This is a genomic window from Pseudomonas sp. 1L-E-NC-VB-C3 (assembly GCF_057291535.1).
On sequence record NZ_JBXAWD010000017.1, the window covers coordinates 94572 to 113393 of the forward strand.

An 18822-nucleotide genomic window follows, 5' to 3' on the forward strand; every position below is an offset into this window, starting at 1 on the left:
GGTCGATCCGCGCTCAGCCACGCTCCGGCGGCACTGACGACAATTCGAACGGGCTGCTGCTGCGCCGCTGGTTGCGATCTTCGCGCGGCGTGGCACCGAAGAAATTGCGATAGGCGCTGGAGAAATGCGGCCCTGAGGAGAAGCCGCACGAGAGGCCGATCTGGATGATCGACTTGCTGGTCTGCATCAACATCTGCCGGGCCTTGTTCAGGCGCAATTCCAGGTAGTACTGGCTCGGCACGCGGTTGAGGTATTGCTTGAAGATCCGTTCCAGCTGCCGACGGGACACGCACACATGCTGGGCGATTTCGTCGGTGGTCAGCGGCTCTTCGATGTTGGCTTCCATCAGCAACACCGCTTGGGTGAGCTTCGGATGGCTGGAGCCGAGGCGATTCTGCAACGGGATGCGCTGACGCTCACCGCCCTCGCGGATGCGCTCGACCACCAGTTCTTCCGACACCGCACCGGCCAGTTCCGCGCCGTGATCGCGGGCCAGCACCGCCAGCAGCAGGTCGAGCACCGACATGCCACCGCAGGCGGTCAGACGATCGCGATCCCAGTCGAACAGATGACTGGTGGCGATGACTTTCGGGAAGCGCTCAGCGAAATCGTCCTGCCAGCGCCAGTGCACGGCGGCGCGATAACCGTCGAGCAAACCGAGCTGGGCCAGCGGATAGACACCGGCCGACAGACCACCGATCACGCAACCGGCACGCACCAGTTGCTTGAGCGCACTGCTCAGCGCCGGCGCCAGGGTGGTCGGCGGCTCGTCGGCGAGCAGGAACAGTTTCTGGAAATTCTCGAGCTTGCCGGCCCAGGGTTCGCCGGGCAATTGCCAGGCCCCTTCGGTCTGCGGCTCGGCCTGCAAGAACGACAGTTCGTAAACCACGTCCGGGTGCACCCGCTGCGCAACACGCAAGGCCTCCTCCGCCAGCGCCAGCGTCAACGCTTTAGTGCTGGGCCAAATCAGGAAACCAATTCGATGGGCAGTCATGGGCGGGCAATCCGAAACGAACAACGGTGATGAAGGCATGGGCCAATGCTAGCCCGGAAATGAACACAAATCCTGAAACCGGTGAAGATCAGAATGTGGGAGCGAGCCTGCTCGCGAAGGCGGTGTACCAGTCAACATAATTGCTGGCTGTTGTACCGCTTTCGCGAGCAGGCTCGCTCCCACAGGGATCTGAGCCAGCCAGAAGATCGCGAAGCATGACCTAATCTGGTGCACAACGGCAGCCCTGATTTATTTCAGGCTGCCCGACAGAAACTGCTGCAAGCGCTCCGACTGCGGGTTGACCAGCACTTCGCGCGGGTTGCCGCTTTCTTCGACGACGCCTTTGTGCAGGAACACCAGCTGGTTCGACACTTCACGGGCGAAGCCCATTTCGTGGGTCACCACGACCATGGTGCGGCCTTCCTGCGCCAGCGCCTGCATGACTTTCAGCACGTCGCCGACCAGTTCCGGGTCAAGGGCCGAGGTCGGTTCGTCGAACAGCATCACCTCCGGCTCCATCGCCAACGCACGGGCAATAGCCACACGCTGCTGTTCGCCACCGGACATGTGCCCCGGGAACGCGTCTTTGCGATGGGCCACGCCAACCTTGTTCAGGTAGTACTCGGCTTTTTCGCGCGCTTCGTACTTGGGTACGCCGAGCACGTGCACCGGTGCCTCCATGATGTTTTCAATCGCGGTCATGTGCGACCACAGATTGAAATGCTGGAACACCATCGACAGGCGCGAACGCATGAGTTGCAGCTGTTTTGGATCAGCGGCTTTCAGCGCGCCATCCTTGTTCGCCACCAGTTTCAGCTCTTCGTTGTTGAGCAGGATCTTGCCGGCGTGCGGCTGCTCGAGCAGGTTGATGCAACGCAGGAAAGTACTTTTGCCGGAGCCACTGGAGCCGATGATGCTGATCACATCGCCGGCGGCGGCTTTCAGGGACACGCCCTTGAGCACTTCGTGACTGCCATAGCGTTTATGCAGGTCTTGGACTTCAAGTTTGTACATGCGGTCGGTTCTCACAAAAACAGTCAGTCAGTCGTTGAGCAAGCGCCCGTGACGCAGCGCTTCGCGCCCCGCCACCTTGGCCAGCCAGAAACCGGGTTGGGCATAGCGCAGCCGTTCAATGGCAAACAGCACCCCGGACGTACCAGCACATACCGTGCTGACCCGATCGGACACAGGGTCGATCACTTGAAAAATCTCATCGCCCGCCTCGACCCATTCGCCAGGCCTGCGGGAAAAACTCACCACACCGGGGTGCGGTGCGAACAACAATTCGGTGCCTTCGAAGGGCATGCCTTCGCACGGTTCGAAGGCCGGGTCCGGCCACTCGCCGGTGATCAGACCTTGCTCGGCAAGGAACGCCAGAATGCCTTCAGCATAAGCCTCGGCTTCGACGCGGCCGGTGTCGGCCTGCCCGCCCAGCTCGATCGTCGTCGCCAGACACGCCAGCGGAATCTGCGCCTCGGGGAACTGCCGCGACAGGCGCAGCCATGGCAACGAGCAGGCTTCATCGAAGGAGCTGCCGCCGGAATCTTCCGCGAGCAAACCTACCTTGACGTTCAGGTGTGCCGACAGCGAACGCCACTGCGGCCAGTGCTGCGGCAGCGCATACATGTGCAGCGCGGCTTCGGCATCGCAGTGCAGATCCAGCACTACATCGGCGGTGCAGGCGTGGCTGAGCAGCACACGTTGCATGCCTTGCAACTGGCTGCTCGCTTCAGGCAATCCGGCCAGGTGGTCGGCCATTGCCTGACGGATCAGGCGCACATTGGCGTGCGGATCATCACCGAGTTTTTCGCCCAGCGCCGCCGCGACCGGCGCGCTGAGCTCGACGAAATCACGATTGAAATTCTTGCCGCTGCCCGCCTCGAAACGGCCCTGGAAATTGCCTTGCAGCAATTGCCCGAGGCCGATCGGATTGGCCACCGGCACCAGCTCGATCACGCCGTTGAGCAAGCCTTGGGCTTCGAGTTCGCCGAGGCGCTTTTTCAGCTCCCAGGCGGTGCGCATGCCCGGCAGTTCATCGGCGTGCAGGCTGGCTTGAATGTAGGCCTTGCGCTCGCCCTCACCGAACCGGAAAACCGAAACCTTGCGCTCGCTGCCCAGGTGGCTCCATGGCAATACGTGGTCGATGCGTTGCATATCAGTGCTTCCGTGGCGCGAGGTAGCTCAACCAGCGACGCTCGGCCAGTTTGAACAGCTTGACCAGAATGAAGGTCAGGCACAGGTAGAACACGCCGGCAGTGATGTACGCCTCGAACGGCAGGTAGAACTGCGCGTTGACGGTACGTGCCGCGCCAGTGATGTCGATCAGGGTCACGATCGACGCCAGACTGGTGGTCTGCAGCATCATGATCACTTCGTTGCTGTACTGCGGCAGCGCCCGGCGCAGGGCCGACGGCAGCAGGATGCGCTTGTACAGCTTGAAGCGCGACATGCCCATGGCCTTGGCCGCTTCGATCTCACCGTTCGGCGTGGCCTTCAGGCTGCCGGCAATGATTTCTGCGGTGTAGGCGCTGGTGTTGACGGCAAAGGCCAGACAGGCGCAGAACGTTGCGCTGGACAGCCACGGCCACAGGAAGCTTTCGCGCACCGCTTCGAACTGGGCCAGACCGTAGTAGATCAGGAACAGCTGCACCAGCATCGGCGTGCCGCGAATCACGTAGGTGTACAGCCACGCGGCGCCATTGACGAACGGGTTTTTCGAGACGCGCATCAGCCCCAGCGGCAACGCCGCGAGCAAACCGAAGAACAGCGACAGCGCGAGCAGTTTGAGGGTGGTCAGCAGGCCGCTGAAGTACAGCGGCAGTGCCTCCCAGATGACGTTGTAGTCGAAGATCATAGATCAGCCGCCCTTACGCCTACCGAGTAGCGCTTCTCAAGGTGACGCAGTGCCAGCAACGAGACACTGGTGATCACCAGGTACATCGCCGCCACTGCGAGGAAGAAGGTGAAAGGCTCGCGCGTGGCATCTGCCGCCTGCTTGGCCTTGAACATCATGTCTTGCAGACCGACCACGGAAATCAGCGCGGTGGCCTTGGTCAGTACCAGCCAGTTGTTGGTGAAGCCGGGAATCGCCAGACGAATCATCTGCGGCACCATCACCCGGAAGAACACCTGGAAACTGCTCATGCCGTACGCCATGCCCGCTTCGGCCTGGCCTTTGGGGATCGCCATGAACGCGCCACGGAACGTCTCCGAGAGGTACGCACCGAAGATGAAACCGAGGGTACCGATACCGGCGGCCAGCGGATTCAGGTCGATGTAGTCGTCATAGCCGAGCATCGGTGCGACGCGGTTGAGCAAGTCCTGACCGCCGTAGAAGATCAGCAGGATCAGCACCAGGTCGGGAATGCCGCGGATCACCGTCGAATACAGGTCGCCCAGCCACGCCAGCCAGCGCACCGGCGACAGGCGCAACGCGACACCGATCAGCCCGAGAACGATGGCCAGAGCCATGGACGACAAGGCGAGCTGAAGCGTCAGCCATGCGCCATCGAGGATGACAGCCCCGTAGCCTTTCAACATGATTCAGGTCCTCGAAAGTTGGGATGAAAAAATGGCGCAAACCGCAGAGATTCTGTTGCTTGCGCCATTTCGGACTTGTCGCAGAGACGTGTTACTTGCCGTAGATATCGAAGGCGAAGTACTTGTCCTGGATTGCCTTGTATTTGCCGTTCTCGCGGATGGCCGCGATGGCAGTGTTGATCTTGTCTTTCAGGGCGTCGCCCTTGCGCACCGCGATACCTACGCCGTCACCGAAGTATTTGACGTCGGTGAACGCCGGGCCAACGAACGCGAAGCCTTTGCCGGCGTCGGTTTTCAGGAAGCCGTCGTCCAGCAGGGTGGCGTCAGCCACGGTACCGTCGAGGCGACCGGCAGCCACGTCGAGGTAGATTTCGTTCTGCGAGCCGTACGGCTTGATCTCGGCGCCCAATGGAGCGAGAACTTCGCAGGCGAAACGCTCGTGGATCGAGCCACGCTGTACGCCGATGTTCTTGCCCTTCAGTTCAGCCAGACCTTCGCTGACCTGAGTGCCGGCCTTCATGACCAGACGCGCCGGGGTGTTGTAGTACTTGTTGGTGAAGTCGACCGATTTCTTGCGATCTTCGGTGATCGACATCGACGACAGGATCGCGTCGATCTTGCGCACTTTGAGAGCCGGTATCAGGCCGTCGAACTCTTGCTCGACCCACACGCACTTGACCTTCATTTCTTCGCACAGCGCGTTGCCGATGTCGTAGTCGAAACCGACGATGCTGCCGTCCGGTGCTTTCGAAGCGAACGGAGGGTAAGCCGCTTCGATGCCGATCTTCAGCGGTTTTTCGTCAGCGAAGGCATTCATCGACAGCACGGACAGTGCCAGGGCGCCAAGCAGCACAAGTTTCTTCATCTTGGGACTCCATCGGTAAAGGGCAAAAACGGCAGAGTGAGCGACAGCCCAATATGCGAATGGGTGAATCGGAAATCGGTTGCGCATCGGAGGAAATTTCCCATTGGAACCGCAGGCGATTTCAACGTCAGCCACGATGAGCGAGTGATCGGCATTCTAACGACAGGCCCGAAGCCGATATTTCTTCAATGCGACAACTAATTACAGATGCACCGAGAAAGCGGTTTGAGCTCATTGACAGCCCTGCAAATTCATGCAAGAGCGAAAGACAGTGAACCGATACATATTGCAAGTTGCGGGCCTATTATTCGTAAACCCTTCTAATCCGGCAAGCGCAGCGTTATGTCTTATTTTTCAGCAGGGCTTTGGAGGCTCTGAAACGGCGCACCGCGTTTCCCTTCGCCCCGGTTTGGCGCGGGCGGTTACACATTGGGTTGTGGCGGGTAACAGCGGGAAAGGTCTGACGGGGGAGATCGATAATTATTGGTTGGGGTGTTGCGGTTTCCTACAGCTGACTACTGCGGTGTCTGACAGATCGCCTTCGCGAGCAGGCTCGCTCCCACATTTGAAATGCGCCCGCTTCCTTGTGGGAGCGAGCCTGCTCGCGAAGAGGCCCTCCCAGCTACCACAAACCTCACAGCCATAAAAAAGCCCCGCCCGGCATCACCGGACAGGGCTCCTATGCTTCTAACGCTTAAGCAACATTCATGGTCTTGTGCGTATCAATCAAATGCTGCACCACACCCGGATCCGCCAGGGTCGAGATATCGCCCAGCCCGTCGTATTCCGCCGTGGCGATCTTGCGCAGGATGCGGCGCATGATCTTGCCCGAACGGGTCTTCGGCAGCCCCGGCGCCCACTGGATCACGTCCGGCGAAGCAATCGGGCCGATCTCCTTGCGCACCCAGTTCTTCAGCTCCAGGCGCAATTGCTCGGTCGGCTCCTCGCCGTTCTTCAAGGTCACATAGACATAGATGCCCTGCCCCTTGATGTCATGCGGCACACCCACCACCGCAGCTTCGGCAACCTTCGGATGCGCGACCATCGCGCTTTCGATCTCGGCGGTACCCATGCGGTGGCCGGAAACGTTGAGCACGTCGTCCACACGCCCGGTGATCCAGTAGTAACCGTCGGCATCGCGACGCGCGCCGTCACCGGTGAAGTACATGCCACGAAAGGTCTTGAAGTAGGTATCGACGAAACGATCATGATCGCCGTACAGCGTACGCGCCTGGCCTGGCCACGAATCGAGAATCACCAGATTGCCTTCAGCCTCGCCCTCAATGATGTTGCCGAGGTTGTCGACCAGCGCCGGCACCACACCAAAGAACGGACGCGCCGCCGAACCCGGCTTCAGCGCGTGAGCACCCGGCAGCGGGCTCATCATGTTGCCGCCGGTTTCGGTCTGCCACCAGGTATCGACGATCGGGCAACGCGACTTGCCGACATTCTTGTAGTACCAGTCCCAGGCTTCCGGGTTGATCGGCTCGCCCACCGAACCGAGCAGACGCAGGCTGCTGCCATCGGCGCCTTCCACCGCCGCCTGACCCGAGGCCATCATCGCGCGGATCGCGGTCGGCGCGGTGTAGAGGATGTTGACCTTATGCTTGTCGATGATCTTCGCCACCCGGGTGATGTCCGGGTAGTTCGGCACACCTTCGAACAGCACGGTGGTCGCGCCATTGGCCAGCGGGCCATAGACGATGTAACTGTGGCCGGTGACCCAACCGACGTCGGCGGTGCACCAGTAGATTTCGCCCGGCCGGTAGTCGAACACGCGCTCGTGGGTCATGGCCGCATACAGCAGATAACCGCCGGTGGTGTGCTGCACGCCCTTCGGCTTGCCGGTGGAGCCGGAGGTATAAAGGATGAACAACGCTTCTTCGGCGCCCATCTCTTTCGGCGCGCAAACGGTGCCCGCGACCTTCATCAGGTCTTCGTACCAGATGTCGCGATGCTGGTTCCACTTGATGTCGCCACCGGTGCGCTTGCACACGATGACCTTCTGGATGCTGCTGGTTTCCGGGTTGGTCAGCGCGTCGTCGACGTTGGCCTTGAGGGAAATCTTCTTGCCGGCGCGAATACCCTCGTCAGCGGTGATCACCACTTTCGATTTGCAGTCGATGATGCGACCGGCCAGGGCTTCCGGCGAGAAACCGCCGAACACCACCGAGTGAATCGCGCCGATCCGGGTGCAGGCCAGCATGGCGACCACGGCTTCGGGAATCATCGGCATGTAAATGGTCACCACATCGCCACGGTGCACGTCCTGACCCCGCAGGGCGTTGGCGAGTTTGCACACTTGTTCGTGCAGTTCGCGGTAAGTGATGTTGCGGCTCTCGGAAGGATCGTCACCTTCCCAGATGATCGCGACTTGATCGCCGCGCTCAGCCAGATGGCGGTCGAGGCAGTTGTAGGAAACGTTCAGGGTGCCGTCGGCAAACCACTTGATGTCGACATGGTGATCGTCGAACGACGTCTGCTTCACCGTGGTGAAAGGCTTGATCCAGTCCAGACGCTTGGCTTGCTCGCGCCAGAAGCCGTCAGGGTTGACGACCGACTGCTGGTACATGGCTTTGTAGGTCGCCTCGTCAGTCAGCGTGTTAGCCAGAACCTCGGGACGAACGGGATACAGAGAAGCCGCACTCATCTTTCCTACCTCGGTGTAATAGTTGTTTTTGTATGACCCTGTTGTAGCCGGGTGGGCCCCATAGAACCATTCGACGATGGTAGTAACAACCCTCCCCCTGCGCACGCGCCCCTGTAGGAGCTGCCGAAGGCTGCGATCTTTTGATCTGTTTTCAAGATCAAAGTCAAAAGATCGCAGCCTTCGGCAGCTCCTACAGGGAATGGGGTGTTTGGGGGATTGTTACCAAATATGCCAAAAGTGTTTATCAAAACCCGCTCTGTTTACCCCGGCCCCACCACCCTAAAATTCACCTCGCCAACAAGGCAACCGCGATTAACAACGTTACAGCCCCCACGAAGGCCGTTAATCCAGCTCTCCAAGTAACGCATCAAATACTCAAGCTCCACACGCAACCCTAAAAAGGTTGCGTGACCCCACTCGACCTCAAAAAGGTGAATTAGAAATGAAAGCTTTATTGGTTCTGGCCCTCAGCAGTCTGTGCGCAACCGCCATGGCAGACGAGGTCCCGACTGATGTCGCACAGCAACAACCGGTCATCGAGGAATATACTTACTCCACACATCTGGACATCGCCAAAGTTGTATCGATGAGCGAAGTGCCAAATGTCTGCGAAGTAGTACCGGCAAAAATGGAATACGACGACTCCAAAGGCCAACGCCACATCCTGCGCTACAGCATCATGGGCAACGGCTGCACGAACTGAACCAGACTGCACCGAATCGGATCGCTCAGCGCTACATTGAGGGTCGATTCCAGCCCGGCTACGGTCGGGCTCAGTTGTGTCTGGAGCCGTGAAAAACGCTTGCAAAACACTAGATATAGTGAAAAACCCGCTTTTCTGGCTATTTTTTAAACAAAAAACCACCTGGCAAAAAATTAACGAAAAAAAATCTGCCGGGGCCGATTCCGCGCAAAGCCCTGTAATCCCTCGGTCGGACCGAAATCCACCGCCTCCTCGGCCTCGCCATGAGCCGATTCGCCGCACCACGCCGGTAAAAATTTCCCTATAATGCCGCCCCATACGGGTCAGCAATATTCCCTTACAGGGAGCAAAAGCCATTCTGAAGCCCCGCAACAGTGCCATACGCTGATTGCGCCCATCAGAGGCTCTCGGAACCCGTCAAAATTTCTGTTTATTTGCCTGCGTGCAGCGCTGCAAAAAACGACATCCAACGCGGCTTGTTTGGCCGTGTGAAAAACCAACCCTTCAGGTTTCACACGGGCACAAGCCCTCACGCAGGAGACGACACGTCATGCTGAGCTGGGACGAATTCGATAAAGAAGACAGTGAAGTCGCAACCGTGAAAGGCGCCAACGCCGGCCACGCAAGCGAAGCCAACATGGACCGCCTCGACAACGCCGGCGGTGCCGCAGCGCTGGAAGCCCGCGCCGTCACCGCCGACGACTCGGCCGCCGTGGCCCGCGCCAAGGCTGCACTGAACTCCCTCGACGTCGCCGAAGGCCTCGCCGAACTCGAAGGCGCCTCCGCCCGTGTCGCCGTTGACGAAAAGCGCATGATCAACTGCCGCGCCGACCTCAACCAACTCGTACCTTTCAAGTACGACTGGGCTTGGCAGAAGTACCTGGACGGTTGCGCAAACCACTGGATGCCGCAAGAAGTCAACATGACCGCCGACATCGCCCTCTGGAAAAACCCGGAAGGCCTGACCGACGACGAGCGCCGCATCGTGATGCGCAACCTCGGCTTCTTCTCCACCGCCGACTCCCTGGTTGCCAACAACCTGGTCCTGGCCGTGTACCGCCTGATCACCAACCCGGAATGCCGCCAGTACATCCTGCGCCAGGCTTTCGAAGAAGCGATCCACACCCACGCCTACCAGTACTGCATCGAATCGCTGGCCATGGATGAAGGCGAAATCTTCAACATGTACCACGAGATCCCATCGGTCGCGAAGAAAGCAGCCTGGGGCCTGAAGTACACCCGCTCGATCTCCGATCCGAAGTTCGAAACCGGCACCCCGGAAACCGACAAAGAGTTGCTGCGCAACCTGATCGCCTACTACTGCGTTCTGGAAGGCATCTTCTTCTACTGCGGCTTCACCCAAATCCTCTCCATGGGCCGCCGCAACAAAATGACCGGCGTCGCCGAGCAGTTCCAATACATCCTGCGCGACGAATCCATGCACCTGAACTTCGGCATCGACGTGATCAACCAGATCAAAATCGAAAACCCACACCTGTGGGATGCCGAAATGAAGGAAGAAGCGACCCAGATGATTCTGCAGGGTACCCAGCTGGAGATCGAATACGCACGCGACACCATGCCTCGCGGCGTACTGGGCATGAACGCGGCGATGATGGAGGATTATCTGAAGTTCATCGCTAACCGTCGTTTGTCGCAGATTGGTTTGAAAGAGGAATATCCAGGGACGACTAACCCGTTCCCTTGGATGAGCGAGATTATGGACTTGAAGAAAGAGAAAAATTTCTTTGAGACACGGGTTATTGAGTATCAGACTGGTGGGGCGTTGAGCTGGGATTGATTTCTGAGTGCGCAGCCTGAAACATCGACGAGGCTGTTAGCCCTTCGTGTTTTTTGTGAATTTGAATTAGATCAGAGCGAAGCCGCTGTCATTACGATTAGCGGCTTCAATTTGTCGTATCTCGCGGACAGCTCCTAACCACTCAGCATTCAGCACAGAAATAGCTACAAGTAGCCTCTGCGTCTGCTTTCGAGAGATCGCGAAAAAGATGAGGGGATAAAAACAAGGAACTCACAGCAACCGTTGGCGCGGATGCTGTGAGTCTTGACCGTACTGGTGAACAAAGCCCACTTGTACGGGCCGTAATCGAGGGGACCCACAATCACGAAAGCATTTGGGAAATGCGGGGCGTGATTATGGACGACCTTTGAGCGGTGTCAACGGCTGATCGTCGGAGATTGGGTTTCGTACGAAATCTTATTTCCATGGTAAATCGGCAAGCTAGGCAATTTTGCCAAAGCTTAGACATCCACATTGATAGGATTCTTATCATGTCCAAGAAAAATCAGCATGTAGTACCGCATGGAGACGACTGGGCCGTGAAAGGGGCGGGCAACTCGAAGGCTACAAAAGTTGTGAACACGCAAGCAGAGGCTATTCAGCTCGCGCGCGAAATCGCAAAGAACCAAGGCAGCGAAATGTTCATTCACGGACAGAATGGGCAAATTCGAGAGCGCAACACCTACGGAGATGATCCGTTTCCTCCGAAGGGCTAATTGTATCGGCTCAAGGAAGAGCCGATTTTTTGCTACAGAATAAGCAGCTCTCTCGAACTCACCCAACGCTCTCTGCCCACACCATCATTAAGCTGACTGGTGTAAAGCGATCACGCGCAATTTCTCATACAGCCCCTCCAAAGTATCGGGGTCATTCTTAAGACTGCACTCCCAAACTATCAGAACGTGCCAGCCGGCAGATTCAAGAGCCTCAATATTGGCTGAATCCCTCTTTACATTTTTCTGAAATTTTTCCTCCCAGAATTCATGGCGTGTTTTGGGAGTAGTTGCGTAGGCGCAACCCGGATGACGATGCCAGAAGCAACCATGGACGAAAATGCACACTTTCAGGCGGGGAAGTACAAGATCTGGCTTCCCAGGAAGGTCTTTCCGGTGGATCCGATACCGATAGCCTCGCGCATGCAGGAACCTTCTGACCAACATTTCCGGGGCAGTATTCTTTCCACGAATGCCGGACATCATTCTGGAGCGAGTTGCCGAGTCAACTATGTCCATGACAACTCCACCTAGAAACCTCGTTGCTAAGAAAGGTTCAGCTATTCAGCCTATGCGTCGAAGAGAGGCGTGGGACGAATCCGTCTAGCCCCCCTCTCGAGTGCATCATTGATTAGGTGTGTCAGCGTATATCTTTGGCTTCCACAATAAAGTCATTCAGCGTCATAAGCTGTCCACGCACTTCATCCGGGTATTTCGTATGCAATGGCTTAGGAACCACTAGTTTGACATTCTCATCCTTCATCTCTGCAAATTGATGAGGAGAAACGCCCTCTTGAAGCGTAAAAAGGTGAATCTGTTCCACCCTTTTGGCTTCATTTAAAACCTGACGCCAGCGGTCTTTGCAGGTTGTCTTGACAGCCAGCATGCGCAGATTCTCCTCAGGGTACGCTGGGTCATGATAGTCAGCACATGAAGGGAAGATAAAATCGGGCCGCTTGTTCCCTTCAGTTCTGCATTGGGAACTAAATTGCTCAAGTCCGAACTGCCGAAATAGATGCTCGAGATGTATCTCTAAAGATCTTCCAGATCTCGATTTACGCCGATTGCTGACCGAGTTCGCCGCCTGCATAAATTCGTCAACGGAACTGAATCCCTGTTGAACTCTGTGCAGAATATGAAGCTCTTCAATCTGGCGGAACAGTTTGTACTCGTTGTCACGCCGCTCGATGATGAGATCATCGGGCATTGTCTTGCCGAAACGAAAAACCGTGGGAAGGTAGGCAATAATCTCTTCACCAGTTGGGAATCGGTCTTCCCAAACTGGAGGAATCGCAACATGGCTAGGCTCTTTATCCAAACCAGCAGCGAAGCCGGCAAACAACCGGTCACCTCTTTCAAAAAGCGAGCTGCCGGGAATTACTTCGCCAATTTTGCTCTCGACAAACTCTTCCTCTTCCAACCCTTTACAGATCCAGATATCCAAAAATTCGGAATCTCGCCCCAGATGAGGCACATGAAAAGCAAAAATCGCTAATGCTCCAGTATTCTCGGGATCCTGTGCAGGGCTGTTTCTAAAATCTGTATTCCATCTTGTCAAACGATGTTCGTTGCGAGACCCAGTACCTTCGAAATGACGATTGTTGTAGTAGATACCCCTCAGCGTTTGCTCTGGAAGACCATGTGAAGTGATTCGTGCAGTCAGACTGCAATCAGGATTGAGACAACAGGTGCTTGAAATGGACGGGAGCGCTTTCGCGACAACAGCTTTGGGGACATAGATACCTACCCCGTTGCCCCCCGTCAGCCCTGTGTCGTTGGCTGAAAGCCGCTTAATGAATATCCACCATTCATCTTGATTCTTGTCTTCAATCCATTGGGAAAGGCTTGTCATGGGTATGGCCGCTGAACAATTAAGGAGTGGAAATCCCTGACAGGTTCGCAGAATTGCCTTTCTGAGAGAAGCCTCAAGAGAGGGGTAAGCTGATGACGCAAAGCCCTGCATTGGGCGTCAGGGCTTTTACACATCAACCACTCAAGAGCGAAGGCAGCGCATTATTCAGGAAGAGCGAACTCCAGCTGGGGGCGCTCCTTGTCAGCAGTTTTTTCCTTCGCTGCCAAAATGCGGTCTTTCATCAACCGAGCCACAGCCTCAAAAACAGGAACCGCCACGGAGTTCCCAAACTGTCGATACGCTTGGGTATCGGAGACAGGAATCACAAATTTACTTTCCCCAGGCTTGTCAAAACCCATCAGGCGCGAGCACTCATGCGGAGTCAATCGCCGAGGGCGATTGAGATGATTCAATTCACTGTTGAAGTCCAAGGTATCGACAAACCCACGGTCAACCAGGATTTCCGAACCATCCTTGTGATATCTCGCCGAGAGTGTACGAGCAACATCGTTTGGACGAGTCAGGCCAAAGCCAAAACCATTGCCTTTCTCACGGTGCTTCTCTGCATACCGGTAGAGGTAATCCCAAAGCTTGGGAGTGAGGATGTATTTTTCGTCCACTTCCTTATCAAGCAGATCACCAAAACTAGGTCGCTGCTTCGGTATGAGTTTACTGATGTCGCTCAGTGTGAATCCTTGGTGAACATTCAAGTCGCGCCGGAAGCCGACCAGCACGATTCGCTCACGATGCTGCGGCACGAAGTGTCTGGCATCGATGACTTTGGGATCTGAGCCTTTTGGCGCGTTGACATCTGCAACCTCGTAGCCCAGTTCATCCAACGCTTCGCAGATGATCCGGAACGTATTGCCCTTGTCATGGCTTTTAAGGTTTTTCACGTTTTCAAGCAAAAAAGCGGCCGGGCGCTTTGCGGCGATAATCCGCGCCACGTCGAAAAACAGAGTGCCTTGGGTCTCGCATTCGAAACCGTGCTTACGACCCAAGGAATTCTTCTTGGATACACCTGCAAGAGAAAACGGCTGACATGGGAAACCTGCCAGCAGAACATCGTGATCAGGAATTTCACGATCAATATTCTTGTAGGCTTCCTCGTCACTGATTTCGGGCTTGTCTGAAAGCGTGACCGAGCGGATATCGAGATTGAAGCGATGACGAGCAGGATCGCAGTAGTGGTTCGCCTTGTACGTTTTAACGGCGTATTTGTTCCATTCGGATGTGAACAAGCACTCGCCACCGATGGCTTCAAACCCTTTCCTGATACCGCCAATGCCGGCAAAGAGATCGATAAAAGTGAATGAAGGTTTGTGGTTCAAGCGCTTGGGCAGCAGATCCTTCAGACGAGTGAACTCAATGTGGGAGAGCTTCGGCGAGGCCTTTCCCTTGATCCAGCGATTGATGGTTTCACGGCACCAGTGGCTCGGGCTAACGTCGTTGAGAATTTCAGCCAACTGCCCTTGGTCGTAGATCTCCAGCAGCTTGTGCAGCAGCGCCAGATCAGTAACAGGATGGGTATCAGGCTCGTACGAACCCGAGGTTGTTTCGCTCAAGGATTCAAAAGACGGTGTTTCAAAAAGATTCATGAGCCCGAAGATCCTCTGGGTCAAAGCTGTGACGAATGGTCACCATTCTATCCCGCAAAACTCCAAAGTAAATGAAATTTCCTGGATTCCGTGAGGTGAGTCGTGGCGACACGGATATGGCAGCTGCGTGATTCAATGGCAATCAAGCACTGGATATAAACACAGCATAATTTACTCTGCATCTTTGTCCAGGTTTCGTTTCGCTTCAGGATCAGTAGGAAAAGTCGCTGCTTGACGACCATCCCTGATGCCCATACCCTCAGCTCCGAGCCTAAGAAACTCTAAAAACCAGAGCGGTCCTCCGCACCCGAGAGTCCTGCGGCTTTTTTTCGTCTGCGGTTTCTCTACGCCTGCGAAAAATCCCGTTATGTCGGGAGTGGGCGAATACAAGACCCGAAAGGGGAATATGTCCGGCCCGTCTCTGGTGGGTTTCTTAGCTCCCGACACCCTAACGAATGCCCTAAGAAAGCAGCCAGAGGTAAATGGAAATGCCTGACTATCCAGTCTTCATGATGAAGGTGAATCGCTGTACCTGTAGAACACCCTCATCGCTTCCGACTTCGGAGGCCCGCCATGTCTGAGCCACTTTTACCGACTCGCTTTAGTCGCAACAAAACCCATCTGCACGCCCTTCTAGTCGAGAACCAAGCATGGTTCTGCGTCCATGAACTGGGCCGGTTGATGGGCAAACATCTTGATGAACGTCAGTTGCGCAAACTCGACGCTGATCAGCGGCAGACGATGTGCCTGGAGACCTATGGCGAAGCTGAGGACCACATGATGGTCAGTGAGTCGGGTGTGTATGCACTGCTGATCTATCACTACTGTCCTGAGCATCGACAGCTTCGTGAGTGGCTGACGCATCAGGTTGTGCCTGCTCTGCGTGATGCTCGTACGGCGCGCTCGGTTGAGCGTCCGACGTTGAGTGTTTTGAGTTGGCCGCAAATGTCGCTGAGTACGTTGCACTGGCAGGACGAGCCGTGGATTCGTTTGCGGGATATGCCTTGTTTGTTGGCGGAGGATTCGTTCAATCGGCAGGAATCATGGTGGCGTAGAGCTTCGCGATTGTTGCGTGGTTGCTGAGGGTTTCAAAATCCGCTGTTTGAGGTCCAAGCAGCGGATTTTTTTGTTTTTTTGAATAAATGGGGCAGCTTCGCTGCCCATCGGGGATAAATCCCCTCACCACAATTCAATGTGTTGCTGCTGGGTCGGTGTCTGGATTCGAGATTAGGTTGATGCCACCAATCGCCAGCAGGCTGTCTCCCAAAGAATCCGCATCACCCCGAAAACAATCAGTGCAACCCGCGCCGCCTCCCGCTATTAATACCCCTCCCCCACTCAAGGATCCGAGCCCCACCATGAAATTCGATCTCGCCTACTGCCTCAGCCTCGACGACAAGTTGTCGATCTATGACGTTCGCGATCTCAATTTCGACGAGACGGTGGCGTTTGACTCCGCGAAGGAACACTTCCAGTGCCCCAACGATGCGTGTCGTTCGGCGTTCGAGGCTTCCAACGAGTTGGGCACGTTCAACGCCAAGAACGTGAATTACGTTCGCACGCCGCACTTCAAGAATCTGCCCACTACGCAGCATGTGGCGGGTTGTCCGTATGTGAGTTTGAAGGCGTCGGCGTCGGGTGTTGAGACGGCGGATGGCGAGGTGGATGACGGGCGTGAGGAACACTTCCCCTCAGAGTTGTTGCTGACCCGGCGTGAGTATGTGCGCAAGCCTGTCGCGCCCGCGGGAGTGGCGGATGTGTTGCGCGATGACCCGGTGCGGGCGGCGGCGGAGAGTGGTAAAGAGTCGGCGATTCGTGAGTCGGCGCCGGATAAGACCAGTGTGTTTGCGCATCCGGTGGAGTGTTTTGTTTCCAACTTCGCCGACAAGGATTTGCTCAAGCGCATGCCGTTGAAGGTCGGCGAGCATTCGGCGCCGTATAGTTCGTTCTTCAAGAAGATCGAGTATCTGACGGACAACAAGGGGCTGATCTACTGGGGGCGGATCAAGAAGATCGAGGACTTCCACAGTGCCAGTTTTCGGATCGACTTCGAGGATAAGGTCTGGTTCAAGAAACCCGAAGACAGCAAGAAGAAGCCGTATCCGGTCAGCGTTTATCTGAACAAGAAGCTGATCGACAACTACCGCAAGCGCAAGGCGTTTCTGGAAGAGATCAAGCACGCTGTGGATAGCGACAAGGCGTTGTTCTGTTTCTTCTATGGGGTGACGCCGGAGTTGAAGCAGGTGCCCGGCAAGAAGAACCCCGAAAAACCTTTCGAGGTCTTCAATGCCAATATCGAGAACCTGGATCACTTCATTATTCGTGAAGCGCCGGGGTTGGAATGAGGGGACATGGGGTTGTTACTCAACCTGTGAGTGCATCATGCCCCGGCTTAATCATTCGAATTCTGCCTCTCATACTCTTCCCTAAAAGCCTTGCGCTCCATCTCCGCTATCTCCCGCGCGACTTGACGCCTACGCTCTTTCGCAGCATGCAGCTGGACATCATCGAGAAAGCAATAATGGCGCAGCCAGTGAAGCGTCATTTCCTCGTCCGGGAAGTAGTAGGACTTGGCTCCCTTGCTGTTTCTTGGCGTGTCGTTCATTTGTTCGTCGAAAACCATCGCCGTGACTTCATTGGGTGGCAAGCACCCTGTTCCAGCGACCTTGTTGCGGAAACACCAGGCAATTTCATCAATGTGTTTTTGCGCGCTGCGATGGCCGCGCCGATAGAATCGCTGGTGCTCACAAGTCTGTTGCATCCGCGCCAACATCACCTCGGGGTCTAGCCATTGTCCGAGGCCATGGTTTTGGGCATTGATCATCAGGCCATTCACCCAACGCTCGGTGAAGCGCAGAACGAACTCGTGATCGTCGGCTTTTTTCGCGTCAGCCAGGATCACGCAATAGCGGGTTTTGATGTGCAGGACCAACAACACATGTTTGCGCTGCACAGTGATCGCATGAACCAACCACTGTTCGTCCGCACCATTCAGCTCGTCATCCTCAACAACTGATGACGGCGGTTTGGTGTCCACCGGCGTGATCGTTTGGCCTTTATGAACACGGCTGAAAAACTTGCTGGCGGCTTCGGTGCAATTGAAGATCAACATCCTGGTTCTCTGCTGAAGACTGGAGGGCGACGCTCTGCCGCCGATTCTGATTTCTTTCGACTGCGTCAATCAACGATTCATTTGAGCGAAATGCTCAGCAGCACCACGATCAGCAGACCAATATAGATCCACGCATGCACCCGATCCGGTATCCGCCCTATCCACCGCGCAGCCAATCTGATCCCCAGCAACGAACCAACCGTCAGCAGCGCAAACGCCAGCACATCGACATACCCGATATACCAAATCCCCAGATCAGACTCAGTGAACCCGGCCAGCGCCATGTACGTCAGTGTGCCGGCCAACGCCACCGGCACGCTGAGCGGATTGGCCATGGACGTTGCTTGCGACATGCTCAGCCCGCAGCGGCGCAGCAGCGGAACGGTCATGATGCTTCCTCCTACACCTAGGAAGGTCGCGATGGCGCCGATGCCTACGCCGCCGGCGGATGTTTCCGTCGTGGTCAGTCGCCGTGGGATTGTCGTCTGGGACTGGGTGAGAAATCCGCGACGCAGCAGGCAATCGACGATGGTCACGCCCAGGTAGGCGATGAAGGCGTAGCGGATCACTTGACCGCTGACCCACATCGCAGCGATGGCGCCGACGACCGCGCCTACGCCGATAAACCCGCCCAATGGCCAGAGGTAGTCCCGGAGCAGATTGCCGGCGCGTTGGTGTTTGCGTGTGGCGATCAGGGCGTTGACGATCATCACGCAGGTCGAGGTGGCCACGGCGATGTGCATGGCCGATTGCGCGATGGGGTCGTCTGCTGCGTGGCTGGCGGTGAGCATGCGATAGAGCAGCGGCACGATTACGAAGCCGCCGCCGAAACCGAAGAGCACGGCGCTGATGCCGGTGAGGCAACCGAACAGCGTAAGCAGGAGGTAGAACATGGTGGGCGTCCAGGATCGGGGGAGCCCAGGACATTAGAGCGTGATGCACTGGCCGGCTTCAGTAGTTGGGCCAATAATGTTCGCGTTTACGCCAATCGCTG

Annotated in this window: 17 protein-coding genes; 5 read left to right on the forward strand and 12 right to left on the reverse strand. The window is 56.3% G+C overall.

Features of this window, described 5'->3' with window-relative positions; translation table 11 throughout:
• Positions 1 to 13: 13 nt before the first annotated feature.
• The 7 genes from argR to acs all read right to left on the reverse strand — a co-directional run bounded on the left by argR (position 14) and on the right by acs (position 8049).
• Positions 14 to 994 (reverse strand): transcriptional regulator ArgR, encoded by a 981-nt coding sequence (argR, locus tag AC0Z5Z_RS23545; protein ID WP_041479242.1) that lies wholly within the window; start codon positions 992 to 994, stop codon positions 14 to 16.
• A gap of 249 nt (positions 995 to 1243) precedes the next feature.
• A complete protein-coding gene (locus AC0Z5Z_RS23550) occupies positions 1244 to 2008 on the reverse strand; it encodes an ABC transporter ATP-binding protein (protein WP_485611706.1) in 765 nt (254 codons plus the stop codon).
• A gap of 27 nt (positions 2009 to 2035) precedes the next feature.
• Positions 2036 to 3148: a succinylglutamate desuccinylase/aspartoacylase family protein gene (locus AC0Z5Z_RS23555; protein WP_056788052.1), complete on the reverse strand. Its 1113-nt coding sequence runs from the start codon at positions 3146 to 3148 to the stop codon at positions 2036 to 2038.
• A 1-nt stretch (position 3149) separates the two neighbouring features.
• Positions 3150 to 3848: an ABC transporter permease gene (locus AC0Z5Z_RS23560; protein WP_024014019.1), complete on the reverse strand. Its 699-nt coding sequence runs from the start codon at positions 3846 to 3848 to the stop codon at positions 3150 to 3152.
• On the reverse strand, positions 3845 to 4534 hold the full coding sequence (locus AC0Z5Z_RS23565) for an ABC transporter permease (protein WP_016773583.1): 690 nt from the start codon (positions 4532 to 4534) through the stop codon (positions 3845 to 3847). Before AC0Z5Z_RS23565 ends, AC0Z5Z_RS23560 begins: the two co-directional genes overlap by 4 nt.
• A 91-nt stretch (positions 4535 to 4625) precedes the next feature.
• A complete protein-coding gene (locus AC0Z5Z_RS23570; RefSeq protein ID WP_485611707.1) occupies positions 4626 to 5399 on the reverse strand; it encodes an ABC transporter substrate-binding protein in 774 nt (257 codons plus the stop codon).
• 694 nt (positions 5400 to 6093) lie between these two features.
• On the reverse strand, positions 6094 to 8049 hold the full coding sequence (acs, locus tag AC0Z5Z_RS23575) for an acetate--CoA ligase (RefSeq protein ID WP_056788049.1): 1956 nt from the start codon (positions 8047 to 8049) through the stop codon (positions 6094 to 6096).
• Positions 8050 to 8491: 442 nt separating this feature from the next.
• On the opposite strand from acs, the gene AC0Z5Z_RS23580 reads away from it, so the two are divergent.
• The 3 genes from AC0Z5Z_RS23580 to AC0Z5Z_RS23590 all read left to right on the forward strand — a co-directional run bounded on the left by AC0Z5Z_RS23580 (position 8492) and on the right by AC0Z5Z_RS23590 (position 11269).
• Positions 8492 to 8752, forward strand: coding sequence for a DUF2790 domain-containing protein (locus tag AC0Z5Z_RS23580; protein WP_007912695.1), 261 nt, complete (start codon positions 8492 to 8494; stop codon positions 8750 to 8752).
• A 550-nt stretch (positions 8753 to 9302) separates the two neighbouring features.
• Entirely contained in the window at positions 9303 to 10553 is a 1251-nt protein-coding gene (locus tag AC0Z5Z_RS23585) for a ribonucleotide-diphosphate reductase subunit beta (protein WP_016773579.1), read from the forward strand.
• 491 nt (positions 10554 to 11044) lie between these two features.
• The gene (locus AC0Z5Z_RS23590) at positions 11045 to 11269 is read left to right on the forward strand and encodes a DUF2188 domain-containing protein (protein WP_038369622.1); all 225 of its coding nucleotides are present in this window, start codon (positions 11045 to 11047) and stop codon (positions 11267 to 11269) included.
• Between the two features lie 87 nt (positions 11270 to 11356).
• Here AC0Z5Z_RS23590 and AC0Z5Z_RS23595 read toward each other — a convergent pair whose 3' ends face one another.
• The 3 genes from AC0Z5Z_RS23595 to dcm form a co-directional block, all read right to left on the reverse strand.
• Complete coding sequence (locus AC0Z5Z_RS23595) at positions 11357 to 11785, reverse strand: very short patch repair endonuclease (RefSeq protein ID WP_485611708.1); 429 nt, start codon at positions 11783 to 11785, stop codon at positions 11357 to 11359.
• Positions 11786 to 11906: 121 nt separating this feature from the next.
• Complete coding sequence (locus AC0Z5Z_RS23600) at positions 11907 to 13118, reverse strand: type II restriction endonuclease (RefSeq protein WP_485611709.1); 1212 nt, start codon at positions 13116 to 13118, stop codon at positions 11907 to 11909.
• A 161-nt stretch (positions 13119 to 13279) separates the two neighbouring features.
• Positions 13280 to 14716: a DNA (cytosine-5-)-methyltransferase gene (dcm, locus tag AC0Z5Z_RS23605; RefSeq protein ID WP_485611710.1), complete on the reverse strand. Its 1437-nt coding sequence runs from the start codon at positions 14714 to 14716 to the stop codon at positions 13280 to 13282.
• A gap of 573 nt (positions 14717 to 15289) precedes the next feature.
• On the opposite strand from dcm, the gene AC0Z5Z_RS23610 reads away from it, so the two are divergent.
• Together AC0Z5Z_RS23610 and AC0Z5Z_RS23615 are read left to right on the forward strand one after the other, a co-directional pair.
• Complete coding sequence (locus tag AC0Z5Z_RS23610) at positions 15290 to 15799, forward strand: BRO-N domain-containing protein (protein ID WP_485611711.1); 510 nt, start codon at positions 15290 to 15292, stop codon at positions 15797 to 15799.
• Positions 15800 to 16074: 275 nt separating this feature from the next.
• Entirely contained in the window at positions 16075 to 17061 is a 987-nt protein-coding gene (locus AC0Z5Z_RS23615; protein ID WP_485611712.1) for a hypothetical protein, read from the forward strand.
• Positions 17062 to 17108: 47 nt separating this feature from the next.
• Here the strand turns inward: AC0Z5Z_RS23615 and AC0Z5Z_RS23620 are convergent, their stop codons facing one another.
• Together AC0Z5Z_RS23620 and AC0Z5Z_RS23625 are read right to left on the reverse strand one after the other, a co-directional pair.
• Positions 17109 to 17828, reverse strand: coding sequence for a DUF6933 domain-containing protein (locus AC0Z5Z_RS23620; protein ID WP_485611713.1), 720 nt, complete (start codon positions 17826 to 17828; stop codon positions 17109 to 17111).
• Positions 17829 to 17905: 77 nt separating this feature from the next.
• On the reverse strand, positions 17906 to 18721 hold the full coding sequence (locus tag AC0Z5Z_RS23625) for a sulfite exporter TauE/SafE family protein (RefSeq protein WP_485611714.1): 816 nt from the start codon (positions 18719 to 18721) through the stop codon (positions 17906 to 17908).
• Positions 18722 to 18822: the final 101 nt, after the last annotated feature.